The following is a 12,812-nucleotide window of genomic DNA, read 5'->3' as shown; positions in this document are numbered from 1 at the left end:
AACGGAAAACGGCCATGCAACTCCCGGACATGAACCTGCTCATTGCCCTCGATGTCCTGCTCGATGAAGGCAGTGTGGTCGGCGCGGCACAGCGCATGAACCTGAGCCCGGCAGCCATGAGCCGCACCCTGGGGCGTATCCGCGACGCATTGGGTGACCCGATCCTGGTGCGCGCCGGCCGTGGCCTGGTGCCGACGCCACGGGCGTTGGCCCTGCGTGAACAGGTGCACGGGCTGGTGGAGCAGGCGGGGCAGGTGTTCCGCAGCCGTGACGATGTGGACCTGGCGAACCTGGACCGGGCGTTCAACATTCGCACCAACGACCTGTTCATCGCCCTGTACGGTGCCCAGTTGCTGCGCATGATGCTGGCCCAGGCGCCGCGTACGGTGTTGAGGTTCGTCCCGGAGGGCAGTGGCGACGATGATGCAGTGCTGCGCAACGGGCAGATCGACCTGATCATCAGTTCAGCCGTTGAGCTGGGCCCGGAAATCAAGGTCCAGAGCCTGTTCAATACCTACTTTGTAGGGCTGGCCCGGGAAGGGCACCCGATCTTCGATGCCCCCATCACCCCACAGCGCTTCGCCAGCTACCCGCAGATCAGTGTGTCCCGGCGCGGCCGTGCCAATGGGCCGATCGATGTGGCGCTGGCCGCTCACAAGGTGGAGAGGCGGGTGGCACTGATCACCACGAGCTTCCATTCAGCCATGTTCTCGTTGCCGGATTCGGACCTGATCCTGCCGATACCGGCCAATATCCTTAACAGTGTGAACCGGCTGAAGCTGCCATTGCGGTCGTTTGAGATCCCCGTGCCACTGGAGAAAGTGAACGTCAAACAGGCGTGGCACCCGCGGTTCGACAACGACCCGGCCCACCGGTGGCTGCGCCAGACGCTTAAAGCATGTGGCAGCATAGACCCGTGAAACCGGGTTGGATTCTTCGCGGGCACGCCCGCTCCCACAGGGGCATCGCAGCTCCTGAGGGCAGTGATGTCCTTGTGGGAGCGGGCGTGCCCGCGAAGCAGGCGACTCGGTCCTGAAGTGGATTGCGTCTGACGCAACATAACACTACCGAGAATTCAGTTTTCGTCAGCATTCGACCTTCTTAGACTTGCTCCAGTCGCAAATTTGTTGCTGGAGATGTCTTCCCATGAGTTCCCTGTCCGCCCCGTCTGCCGCCATTGCCGCCGCCCCCGCGCCGGCTGCCCCCGCGCAGACGGCGTTCGGCCTGCAGGTGGTAGTGGGGCTGTTCGGTGTATTGCTGGCCGTGTTGTGTGCGGGCCTCAACGAGTCGGTGACCAAGATTTCCCTGGCCGATATCCGTGGGGCCATGGGCATCGGTGCCGACGAAGGCGCCTGGCTGCTGGCGGTGTACAGCGCCGCTTCGGTTTCGGCCATGGCCTTTGCGCCCTGGCTGGCCACCACCTTCTCGCTGCGCCGCTTCACCATGAGCGCCATCGGCCTGTTCGCCGTGCTCGGCCTGCTGCAACCATTCGCCCCCAACCTGCACAGCCTGATGCTGCTGCGCGTGCTGCAGGGCTTTGCGTCTGGCGCCTTGCCGCCGATGCTGATGAGCGTGGCCCTGCGCTTCCTGCCGCCGGGCATCAAGGTGTACGGCCTGGCCTGTTACGCCCTTACCGCCACCTTCGGCCCCAACCTCGGCACACCGCTGGCGGGGTTGTGGACCGAGTACGTGGGCTGGCAATGGGCGTTCTGGCAGATCATCGTGCCGTCGGCGCTGGCGATGGCCTGTGTCGGTTGGGGCCTTCCGCAAGACCCGCTGCGCCTGGAGCGTTTCAAGCAGTTCGACTGGCGCGGAGTGCTGCTCGGCCTGCCGGCCATCAGTTGCATCGTGCTGGGCCTGTCGCTGGGTGATCGTTGGGGCTGGTTCGACTCGCCGCTGATCTGCTGGCTGCTCGGCGGTGGCCTGCTGCTGCTGGTGCTGTTCATGTACAACGAATGGTCCGAGCCGTTGCCGTTCTTCCAGTTGCGCATGCTGTCGCGGCGCAACCTGAGTTTCGCCCTGGTGACCCTGGCCGGCGTGCTGATCGTGTTGTCCGGCGTGGGCAGCATTCCGTCGGCCTACCTGGCGCAGATCCAGGGTTATCGACCGGCGCAGACCAGCCCGTTGATGATGCTGGTAGCCATGCCGCAGCTGGTTGCCCTGCCGCTGACCGCAGCGCTGTGCAACATCCGTGCGGTGGACTGCCGCTGGGTGCTGGGCATCGGCCTGGCAATGCTGGCGGTGTCTTGCGTGGGCAGCAGCCTGCTGACCAGCGAGTGGATCCGTGGCGACTTTTACCCGTTCTACCTGCTGCAGGTGTTCGGCCAGCCCATGGCGGTGCTGCCACTGCTGATGCTGTCGACCAACGGCATGACCCCACAGGAAGGCCCGTTCGCCTCCAGCTGGTTCAACACCGTAAAAGGCCTGGCCGCAGTGATCGCCGGTGGCTTGCTGGATGCCCTTGGCACCCTGCGCCGGCATTTCCATTCCAACCACCTGGTGGACAGCCTGGGTAACGCTCCGCTGATCGACGACAACAGCGCAGGCCTGGCCAGGCGCATCCACGACCAGGCGCTGGTACTGACCTCCGCCGACCTCTACCTGGTCATGGCCTGCATCGCCGTGGCCCTGATCTGCCTGATTCCTTTCGTGCCTACCCGGGTCTATCCGCCGCGTGCGGTGGCCTGAACCCTGGATGAATTCGAGACCCCCTGAAATGACCAACAAGCGCAAAACCCTGTTCATCGGCTCGGTGCTGGCCGTGGCTGTCCTGGCTGGCATCGTCGGCCCGTGGATGCTCGGCAGCGACCACCGCCAGAGCACCAACGATGCCTATGTAATCGCCGATTACACCGTGGTCGCGCCAAAGGTGGCCGGCTTCATCAAGGAAGTGCTGGTGGAGGACAACCAGCAAGTCACGGCCGGCCAGTTGCTGGCGACCATCGATGCCCGTGACTACCAGGCCGCCCTGGACGCCGCACAGGCGCAGTTGCTGGTAGCCCAGGCGCAAAGCGCCGATGCCCGCGCCACCCTCGAGCGCCAGGCCGCCCTGATTGCCCAGGCCGAAGCCGCCGTGAAAGCCGCCCAGGCCGAGGCAGCGTTCGCCGACCACGAGGTCAACCGCTACAGCCGCCTGGCCGAGCAGGGCGCCGGTACCGTGCAGAACGCCCAGCAGGCACGCAGCGGGGTCGACCAGGCCCGCGCCCGCCTGGCCAACGCCCAGGCAGCGCTGGTGGCGGCGCGCAAGCAAGTGGACATTCTTACGGCCCAGGTGGCCAGTGCCGATGGCCAGCTCAAGCGCGCCGAAGCGGGCCTGGAAAAGGCACAGCTCGACCTGTCCTACACGCGCATCACCGCCCCGGTGGACGGCATGGTTGGCGAGCGCGCCCTGCGGGTAGGCGCCTACGTCAACCCGGGCGCCCGCCTGCTGTCGGTGGTGCCGTTGCAGCAGGCCTATGTAGTCGGCAACTTCCAGGAAACCCAGCTGACCCATGTGCAGCCTGGCCAACCGGTAAACATCACGGTCGACACCTTCTCCGGCGAGAAGCTGCAAGGCCATGTAGAAAGCATCGCCCCGGCAACGGGCGTGACCTTCGCCGCCGTGAAGCCGGACAACGCCACTGGCAACTTCACCAAAGTGGTGCAGCGCATCCCGGTGAAGATTGTTTTCGATGACGGCCAGCCGCTGCTCTCGCGCCTGCGGGTGGGCATGTCGGTGGAAGCGACCATCGATACCCGTGGCGACACGCTGGACGGCAAAGAGGTAACTGCACGATGAAGCCGGCATTACGCTTGAGCCCTTTGCTGCTGGCTGTGTTGCTGGCGGGTTGCACGATGGGCCCGGACTTCCAGCGCCCCGACACCCAGGCCCCGCAGCAGTGGGCACCGTTGCAAGGCGAGGCGGCGGCCAGTCAGCCGCAGGCCGAAGCGCTGGAGTTGCGCTGGTGGGAAACCTTCCATGACGCGCAGCTTGGCGCCTTGATCCAGCGGGTTGCCGAACGCAACCTCGACCTGCAGATGGCCAGCGCCCGCCTGCTGCAAAGCCGCGCCTTGCGCAGTAGCGTGGCGGCGGATGAAGTGCCGTCGGTAGACGCGAACGCTGGCTACAGCCGTGCCCGCAACAGCGCCGAAGGCCTGAGCGACCCATCCGGCAAGGCGGGTAAAGAGGCTTACAACCTGTGGCAAGGTGACCTGGTGGCCGGTTGGGAGCTGGACCTGTGGGGCCGTGTGCGGCGTCAGGTCGAGGCTGCCGATGCCACGGTCGAAGTGGCCGAGAATGACCGCCGTGGGGTGCTGCTGGCCCTGCTGTCGGAAACAGCCGGCAACTACATCCAGCTGCGTGCGGTGCAGCACACTATCGAGGTGACTCAGGACAACCTCGAGGTCGCCCGGCACAGCCTGAAACTCTCTGAAAACCGCCAGGCCGAAGGCGTCGCTACCCGGCTTGATGTGGCCCAGGCCAGCGCTCAGGTCGCTTCGATCGAGTCACGCCTGCCCAGCCTGGAAGCCCGCCGCGATGACCTGATCAACGCCCTCAGCCTGCTCGCCGCTGAGCCACCGCGCAGTTTGCAGGCCGAATTGTCGAAGGGCGGCGAGCTGCCCGCACCGCAACAGAAGTTTGCCATCGGCTTGCCGTCCGAGCTGGCCGAGCGCCGCCCGGACATCCGCCAGGCCGAGGCCCGCCTGCATGCTGCCACTGCCAGCATTGGTGTAGCCAAGGCCGATTTCTACCCGAGCATCCGTTTGTCGGGCAGCATCGGTTTTCAGGCGATGCAGCTGTCCGATTTCGGCGCCTGGGATTCGCGCCGTTTTGCCTTCGGTCCGCAGTTGTCTTTGCCTATCTTCGATGGTGGCCGCCTCAAAGGCGCCTTGGAACTGCGCGAGGCGCAGCAGCAGGAAGCAGCGCTGAACTATCGCAAGGTGGTGCTGGCTGCCTGGCATGAAATCGACGATGTGCTACGCCTGTACAACGCCAGCCAGTTGCGTCGTGACCATTTGGCCGAGGCCGTGCGGCAGAACCGCATCGCCCTGGAGACTGCCCAGCGCCAGTATGTGGAAGGGGCGGTGGACTTTCTCAATGTGCTGACCGTGCAGGGGGCATTGCTGGCCAGCGAGGAGCAGTGGATCGACAGTTCGGCGGCGGTTTCGCAGGCCCTGGTCGGCCTGTACAAGGCGTTGGGCGGTGGCTGGCAGGCGTTTGATGAGCAGCCGGTGAAGAAAGCATGAAAGCGGGGCCGCTTTGCGGCCCTTCGCGGGCACGCCCGCTCCCACAGGTTAGCGCTCGGTCCTGTGGGAGCGGGCGTGCCCGCGAAGGGCTGCAAAGCAGCCCCGACAACTGACCTGTTTACCTAGGAGGCACAGATGCACATTTCCCTGAACGGCAAGCGCGCCATCGTCAGCGGCTCCACCGCCGGCATTGGCCTGGCCATCGCCATCGGCCTGGCCGAGGCGGGCGCAGAAGTGGTACTCAACGGCCGCACCCAGGCCCGTGTCGACGAAGCCATCAAGGCCGTGCGCGAACGCCTGCCGCAAGCACGCATCATCGGCATTGCCGCCGACCTCGGCAGCAAGGACGGTGCGCAGAAACTCTTCGACCAGGTTCCGCACGCCGACATCCTCATCAACAACCTCGGCATCTTCGAACCCAAGCCGTTCTTCGAGATCGAGGATGAGGACTGGCAGCGCTTCTTCGACGTCAACGTACTCAGCGCTGTGCGCCTGTCGCGTCATTACGCCCAGGGCATGGCCGAGCGCAAATGGGGGCGGGTGGTGTTCCTGTCCAGCGAGTCGGCGCTGCAGATCCCGACCGAAATGATCCACTACGGCATGACCAAGACGGCACTGCTGGCGGTGTCGCGTGGGCTGGCCGAAACCCTGGCAGGCACCGGGGTGACGGTGAACGCGGTGTTGCCGGGGCCTACACGCTCGGAAGGCGTGGGCGATTTCTTTGCCAAGTTGGCGCAGGAGCAGGGTGTTTCCAGTGAAGCGCTGGAGGCCAATTTCCTGGCCGAGCACCGGCCGACTTCGCTGATCAAGCGGCTGGCGACGGTGGAAGAGGTGGCCAATATGGTGGTGTACCTGGCGTCGATGCAGGCCAGTGCGACCACCGGGGCTGCGCTGCGGGTGGATGGCGGGGTGCTGCGCTCCATTGCCTGATTCTGGGTTGCCTGCGCCGGCCTCTTCGCGGGCTTGCCCGCTCCCACAGGACTAGTGTGCTCCCGAAGCTGGTGCAATACCTGTGGGAGCGGGCGAGCCCGCGAAGAGGCCAGTACAAGCAGCCGAAAATTCAGAGCGGACGCAGCAGCCCGAACCGCTTGCGTAACGCCCAGTCCAGCACCCGCCGTGGCAGCACCCGGGCCATCAACGGCAACGCCGTGCTGCCATTGCCCAACCGCACCACCGCTGGCACCGGCGACTTGCTCACCGCCGCCAACACCCCCTGGGCAAAAACCGCCGCCGATGTCGGTTTGTCCTGCGATGCCCGCGCCCGTGCCTGTACATGCTCGCGCAACGGCCACCACGCCGAATCCGCCGCCAGCACCTGCTCTGCCTGGCGCTGGGCGTTGTTGGCGAACTGGGTGTCAATCGCTCCCGGCTGCACTTCCATCACCTGCACACCAAATGGCGCCAGTTCCAGGCGCAAGGCATCGCTCAGCGCATGCACGGCAGCTTTAGAAGCGCAGTAGGCGCCGGCGAATGGCGTGACCAGCACGCCCGAGACACTGCCGATGTTCACCACCTTGCCGCGTGAGCGGCGCAGCAGTGGGAACAAGGCGCGGGTTACGCCTACCACGGCGAACACGTTGGTTTCGAACTGCTGGCGCAGGGCGTCCACGCCGCCATCGAGCAACGGGCCCATGGCGCCGTAGCCGGCGTTGTTGATCAGGATGTCGAGGCTTGGCAGCTCCTCGGCCAGGCGGGCCACGGCCTCGTTGTCGTTCACATCCAGTTGCCGGGCGGTGAAGCCGGCGGCGTTCAATACCTCTACATCTTCAGCCTTGCGGGCGGTGGCCCAGACATTGTGGCCGGCATCGCGGAAGGCGTCGGCCAGGGCGCGGCCGATGCCGCTGGAACAACCGGTGATCAGGACGGTGGGCATGGTTGGGGCCTGTCTTCAGGAAGGATAGGTTTTCCTGTGCCGGCCTCTTCGCGGGCAAGCCCGCTCCCACAGGTGCCCCACAGCTTTCAAAGCCTGTGCAGTACCTGTGGGAGCGGGCTTGCCCGCGAAGAGGCCGGCACAGGCGACAAATCAATTGGCAAATGTACCCTGCAGGTGCTCAGCCCGAAACTCCAGGGTCTGCGGCCGGTACCCGGAGCGCACAGGAGGCAATGGCAAACAGTCTTTCCACTCCGCCCCGGGCTGCAGCTCACCCGGCCCACGGTAGCGCGGGGCATTGTAGGTATTCTCGGCCAGGTTCACGGTATCACCCGGCGCATACGCCGCCACCCGCCAGCGCAGCTCGGTAAGCGGCACGCTGTTGCCGTTTTTCATGCGAACTTGCAACGCACGGTCGGCAGGGCATTGCTCGGGGGCATACACGAGGCGCAAGTCCAGGCGGGCCAGTCGTGAGGTTTCGCGGTTGTCCTGCCACACGACAAACAGCGCCACCAGGCCCAGGCCACACACGGCGGCCAACGAAATCGGCAGGGCCTTGGCCGGGTAGCGCAGCAGCAGTACCAGCCAGGTAAGAATGAGGAAGGCACCGATGATCATGACGCTTGCAGACCTTGGTTGCGCGGGGTCTGACCATCGTAGCCCGAAATGGGGTGGGGCTCAAAAGCGGGAGGGCTACGCCCTCCAATCGCGACACAAGGCCGCTCCCACATTGATCGGCGTACGCAGGCCTTTGTGGGAGCGGCCTTGTGTCGCGATAGGGCCGCAACGCGGCCCCGGGGGTTCGCTTACTGCGCGATGGTTTTCACCGAAACCCCTCGCTCGACGGGTGTGGAGGTTCGCCCATACACATCCTCGAAGCGCTCGATGTCATCCTCGCCCAGGTAGCTCCCCGACTGCACTTCGATGATCTCCAGCGGGATCTTGCCCGGGTTGCGCAGGCGGTGGATGGAGGCAATCGGAATGTACGTGGACTGGTTTTCGGTCAGCAGGAACACGTTCTCGTCGCAGGTGACCTCGGCAGTGCCCGACACCACGATCCAGTGCTCGGCGCGGTGGTGATGCATCTGCAGCGACAGGCTGGCGCCCGGCTTGACGGTGATGTGCTTGACCTGGAAGCGCCCGCCCATGTCCACCGAGTCGTACGAGCCCCACGGGCGATACACTTCCAGGTGGTTCTGGGTTTCGGTGCGGCCCTGTTCGTCGAGGGTTTTCACCATCTGCTTCACGCCCTGGACCTTGTCTTTGTGGGCGATCATCATGGCGTCCTTGGTCTCGACCACCACGATGTTTTCCAGGCCGATCACCGACACCAGCTTGCCGTTGCCGTGGATCATGCAGTTGTGGCTGTCCTGCACCACCACGTCGCCCTTGGTGACGTTGCCGTTGTCGTCCTTCTCGTGCACTTCCCACAGCGACGACCAGCAGCCCACATCGCTCCAGCCGGCCGACATCGGCACCACACAGGCGCGCTGGGTCTTTTCCATCACGGCGTAGTCGATGGAGTTGTCCGGGCAGCAGGCGAAGGTGGCTTCGTCGATGCTCAGCACATCGTCGTCTTCCTGGCTGCGCTCCAGGGCCAGCACGCAGGTGTCGTAGATGTCGCCTTCGTGCTTTTTCAGCTCTTCGAGGAAGCGGCTGGCGCGGAACAGGAACATGCCGCTGTTCCAGAAGTAGCCACCGGCCTGGACGAATTCGGCAGCGCGCTTCTCATCAGGTTTTTCAACAAACTGGGCCACCCGTGCCACGCCTTCGGGCAGCAGCGCGTCCTGGCTGGAGCGGATGTAGCCGTAGCCGGTTTCCGGTTTGGTCGCCGGCACGCCGAACAGCACCATCTCGCCACGCTCGGCGGCCACGGTGGCCAAAGCCAGGGCGCGTTGCAGGGCCTTCTGGTCATCGATCACATGGTCGGCTGGCAGCACCAGCATCAGCTCGTCGCGGCCTTCGTTGACCAGCTTCATGGCGGCCATGGCCACGGCGGGCGCGGTGTTGCGGCCGAACGGCTCCATCAGGATGCCCTGGGTTTCCAGCTTCAGTGCGCCGAGTTGCTCCTGGACGATGAACTTGTGGTCCTTGTTGCAGACCACGATCGGTGAGTCCATGCCTTCGAACACCAAACGCTCGATGGTTTGCTGGAAAAGGGTGTGTTCGCCGGTCAGGGCCAGGAACTGCTTGGGGAACTGCTTGCGCGACAGAGGCCACAGACGCGAACCGCTACCACCAGAAAGAATTACCGGGATCATCATGTTTCTCCAATAGTCGTTTAGAGGCAGGGGGGATCAGTTGCTAGCCACGGGGCGAGTTACCCACACCGGCGACAAGGCGTTGCCGGAACCTGTTACATACAGCACCGCGGCCTCGCCGCGCTCCAGGGCGACGGGTTTCACGTCGCCGACTTTCTTGTCTCCTTGGAACAGCGCCAGGTTGACCTTCACCGGGTTGATTTCACGTTCACCACGGCCGTTGGCGGCCACCGGCTTGACCACTTCGGTCTTGCCGTCGGCGGTTTTCAGGGTCAGTTGCTGGTCGCTCAGGTTCTGCACGCGCACCAGGGCTTTCTGCTTGTTCTTGAACGGCGGTTCCTCGATCAGCTGCGGGTTGCCGCTGCTGCTGTTGACCAGGGTGTAGTACTTGTCCGAGGCCAGCTTCACCGGCACGCTCTTGCCGCCGACCTGGGCGGTGTAGTCGCCACCGGGCAGGAAGCTGAAGTCGCTGCTGGCCTGGGCGCCAACCTGCTTGATCTGGGTGTTGCCGACGCTGGCGGCAGCCGGTGCGCTGGCGGCGTTGAACAGGCGTACGAAGGTCGAGCCTTTTGGCGCGCTTGGGCCGTACAGCGCAGCGTCGGCACCGGCGAAGGCCTGCATCGAAGCAAGGGAAAGGCCGGCCGCGAGGGTGAGGGCTTTGGCAATGGAAGTCTTGGTAGTCATGTGCATTTCCTCTCTATCGTTCAGTGGTTCGTCCGGGTGGACGACAAGGCCAGGTTTTCTTCGGATTTACGGGCGTTTTTCAGCTGCGCGATCCACTGCGGATCGAAGCTGCCGAGGTCGGTTTTCATGGGCAGGTAACGTTCGGGGAATTCCCACACCACCACTTGCGGGGCGGCGTTGTTGAAGGCATCGCTTTGCAGGTACTTGAGCATTGGCAGCAGCGGGCCATGGCCGTCTTCGGCGTAGTTGGCCACGTCGCTGCGCAGGGCCTGCTGCAATGCACCCAGGAAGTTCCAGTGCGGGTTGGCGCTGTAGCTGGTGCCTACCAGCGCCACCGGGATTTCGTTGTTGGCGAACAGCGCGTCGTCACTGTCACCCGCGGCTTCTGCCGGGCGGGTGCTGCGCTGTTGCAGGTTGTCCGGGGTTGGCAGCAGGTTGCTGAACAGCGGGTCGAGCGGCAGGAAGTTGGTCAGGTCGCCTTTGTAGGGAGCGCTGCTACCGGCTTCGGTAACGAAGGTTTGTGGGTCACCGTTGAGCAGGTGCTGCCGGCTTACCGCCTCTGCCAGTGCCTGGGCGACGGCTTCGGCGCCCATCGGGGTCCAGTGGGTGTCGGTGCGCAGGAAGACCTGGCCGCGAGCCTTGGCTTGTTCCATGGCCGCTTGCAGGTCCGGGGCAAACACGTTGGCCTGGCGCACCTGGGCGTGGAACTGGTTGTACAGGTCGTCGTGCAGGCTGGCCGGCTGCTCCTTGCCCAGGTATTCCGAATAGATACGCGCCTTGGCCGGCACGATGGCCAGCACCAGCTGGCTGCCATGCTGCTGCAAGGTGTCGCGCACGCCGCGGATCAGCGCCAGGTTTTCCTGCATCTGTTGTTCGGCACCGGCGGTGGGCTTGAACTCCTCGTCGCTGAACAGCCACTGGTCGCGGCCCAGCACCACGCCGGGGCGGCCTTCGTTGAACAGCTTGAAGTCCAGCGCGGCCCAGAGGTTGGTGCCCAGGCGCTTGATCGGGAATTCGGCGTCGTAGTGGGTTTCGGCGGCCTTGGCCAGCTTGCCGTTGAGCACGGTCATCTGCTCGGTGCGCTGGAAGCTTTGCAGGCCACCGGTGGACCACACGCCCATGCCGACCAGCAAGCCGAGGAACGACAGTGAATAGGTGATGCGTAAGGTACGGTTCATGTCAGCGGCCTCAGAACTGGAAGTACAGGAACGGCGAGTAGCTTTGCGCCGAAAGCTTGAGGATCGAGGCCACGAACAGCAGCAGCACCAGGGCGCGGGTCATGACCCGGGCCCAGTCCAGCCCGATCGATCCGTCCGCGTTGACCTGCACCGGGGCCGCTTTTGGCGCTGGCTTGGCATTGCGATAGAAGTCGCGCAGGCCGAAGAACGCCAGGGTTAGGTAGGCGATCACCAGCGTGGCCACTTGCAGGCCGGTGAGTTGGGCGCGGTTGAGTTCCGACAGCTGCCAGTCGCCAAAGCTGAACATGGCGCCGTACATGCGGCCGGCCACGTGCAGGTTTTCGGCGCGGAAGATCACCCAGCCGACCACCACCAGCAGGAAGGTGAAAGCCCATTTCACCGGGTTGAAGCGCTGCGGGTTGGTGTCGATGCCCAGCGCGCGCTCGATGGCCAGCCACATGCCGTGCCAGGCGCCCCAGATGATGTAGGTGAAGTTGGCGCCGTGCCACAGGCCGCCCAGCAGCATGGTCAGGAACAGGTTGCGGTAGGTGTTGAAGGTGCCTTTGCGGTTACCGCCCAGGGTGATGTACAGATAGTCACGCAGCCAGGTCGACAGGCTGATGTGCCAGCGGCGCCAGAACTCGGTGATCGACTGGCTGATGTACGGCTGCTTGAAGTTCTCCATGAAGCGGAAGCCCATCATCAGGCCCAGGCCGATGGCCATGTCGCTGTAGCCGGAAAAGTCGAAGTACAGCTGCGCGGTGTAGGCCAGTGCGCCAAGCCAGGCGTCGCCGGTGGTGGGGTTTTGCAGGGCGAAGCAGTGGTCGGCTACCACCGCCAGGGTGTCGGCGATGAACACCTTCTTGATGAAGCCCTGCATGAAGCGGGTGCAGCCTTCGGAGAACTTGTCCAGGGTGTGGGTGCGGTTGTTGAACTGGTCGACCAGGTCCTTGAAGCGCAGCACCGGGCCGGCGATCAGGTGCGGGAAGATCGCCACGAACGCCGCGAAGTCGATGAGGTTGCGGGTAGCCGGGGTGTCGCCGCGGTACACATCGATGATGTAGCTGATCGACTCGAAGATATAGAACGAGATACCGATCGGCAGCAGCACGTGGGTGAGGATGAACGGTTCCAGGCCGAACGAGCTGATGATCGCGTTGAGGCTGTCGACGCCGAAGTTGGCGTACTTGAAGTAACCCAGGATCGCCAGGTCGACGCCCACACCCAGCAGCAGCCAGCGTTGGGCGGGCTTGGTGCGCACACCGGCGGCACCCACTTTAAGGCCGATCCAGTAGTTCCACAGGGTGACACCGGCGAACAGGGCCAGGAAGTCCACGCGCCACCAGGCATAGAAGATGTAGCTCGCGACCAGCAGCAGCAGGTTGCGATAGCGTTGCCCGCTCAAGTAGTACAGGCCGAGGAAGATCGGCAAGAACAGGAACAGGAACACGTTGGACGAGAAGACCATCCCGGTTCTCCTTTTTGTTCACAGCATCCGGGGCACAGCGCCCCCCAAACCCCCCAGCAAAAAGCAGGAGGGCAACTTAGACCCCTGTGGGAGCGGGCAAGCCCGCGAACAAGGGCGAAGCCCTT

General features: G+C 64.4%; 11 protein-coding genes. 5 read left to right on the top strand and 6 right to left on the bottom strand.

Annotated elements, in window-relative coordinates; translation table 11 throughout:
• Positions 1 to 14 precede the first annotated feature (14 nt).
• The 5 genes from ACIQUI_RS10395 (at position 15) to ACIQUI_RS10375 (ending at position 6,156) form a co-directional block, all read left to right on the top strand.
• Entirely contained in the window at positions 15 to 920 is a 906-nt protein-coding gene (locus ACIQUI_RS10395; RefSeq protein ID WP_403197869.1) for a LysR family transcriptional regulator, read from the top strand.
• 226 nt (positions 921 to 1,146) lie between these two features.
• On the top strand, positions 1,147 to 2,688 hold the full coding sequence (locus tag ACIQUI_RS10390; RefSeq protein WP_403197866.1) for an MFS transporter: 1,542 nt from the start codon (positions 1,147 to 1,149) through the stop codon (positions 2,686 to 2,688).
• Between the two features lie 28 nt (positions 2,689 to 2,716).
• On the top strand, positions 2,717 to 3,778 hold the full coding sequence (locus ACIQUI_RS10385; protein WP_403197863.1) for an HlyD family secretion protein: 1,062 nt from the start codon (positions 2,717 to 2,719) through the stop codon (positions 3,776 to 3,778).
• The gene (locus tag ACIQUI_RS10380) at positions 3,775 to 5,226 is read left to right on the top strand and encodes an efflux transporter outer membrane subunit (RefSeq protein WP_403197860.1); all 1,452 of its coding nucleotides are present in this window, start codon (positions 3,775 to 3,777) and stop codon (positions 5,224 to 5,226) included. Before ACIQUI_RS10385 ends, ACIQUI_RS10380 begins: the two co-directional genes overlap by 4 nt.
• Before the next feature lie 135 nt (positions 5,227 to 5,361).
• Positions 5,362 to 6,156, top strand: coding sequence for an SDR family NAD(P)-dependent oxidoreductase (locus ACIQUI_RS10375; protein WP_403197858.1), 795 nt, complete (start codon positions 5,362 to 5,364; stop codon positions 6,154 to 6,156).
• Between the two features lie 130 nt (positions 6,157 to 6,286).
• Here the strand turns inward: ACIQUI_RS10375 and ACIQUI_RS10370 are convergent, their stop codons facing one another.
• The 6 genes from ACIQUI_RS10370 to ACIQUI_RS10345 form a co-directional block, all read right to left on the bottom strand.
• Positions 6,287 to 7,099, bottom strand: coding sequence for an SDR family oxidoreductase (locus ACIQUI_RS10370; RefSeq protein WP_403197856.1), 813 nt, complete (start codon positions 7,097 to 7,099; stop codon positions 6,287 to 6,289).
• A gap of 150 nt (positions 7,100 to 7,249) precedes the next feature.
• On the bottom strand, positions 7,250 to 7,714 hold the full coding sequence (locus tag ACIQUI_RS10365) for a multidrug transporter (RefSeq protein ID WP_403197854.1): 465 nt from the start codon (positions 7,712 to 7,714) through the stop codon (positions 7,250 to 7,252).
• Positions 7,715 to 7,902: 188 nt separating this feature from the next.
• Entirely contained in the window at positions 7,903 to 9,357 is a 1,455-nt protein-coding gene (locus ACIQUI_RS10360) for a mannose-1-phosphate guanylyltransferase/mannose-6-phosphate isomerase (RefSeq protein WP_403198096.1), read from the bottom strand.
• A 36-nt stretch (positions 9,358 to 9,393) separates the two neighbouring features.
• Positions 9,394 to 10,041, bottom strand: coding sequence for an alginate O-acetyltransferase AlgF (locus tag ACIQUI_RS10355; protein ID WP_403197851.1), 648 nt, complete (start codon positions 10,039 to 10,041; stop codon positions 9,394 to 9,396).
• A gap of 20 nt (positions 10,042 to 10,061) precedes the next feature.
• Positions 10,062 to 11,219: an alginate O-acetyltransferase gene (locus ACIQUI_RS10350; RefSeq protein ID WP_403197849.1), complete on the bottom strand. Its 1,158-nt coding sequence runs from the start codon at positions 11,217 to 11,219 to the stop codon at positions 10,062 to 10,064.
• A 10-nt stretch (positions 11,220 to 11,229) separates the two neighbouring features.
• Positions 11,230 to 12,687: an MBOAT family O-acyltransferase gene (locus ACIQUI_RS10345; protein WP_403197846.1), complete on the bottom strand. Its 1,458-nt coding sequence runs from the start codon at positions 12,685 to 12,687 to the stop codon at positions 11,230 to 11,232.
• Positions 12,688 to 12,812 lie beyond the last annotated feature (125 nt).

The organism is Pseudomonas sp. NPDC090592 (genome assembly GCF_044769185.1).
Lineage (GTDB): Bacteria > Pseudomonadota > Gammaproteobacteria > Pseudomonadales > Pseudomonadaceae > Aquipseudomonas.
This window is presented reverse-complemented; position numbering and strand designations above follow the sequence as displayed.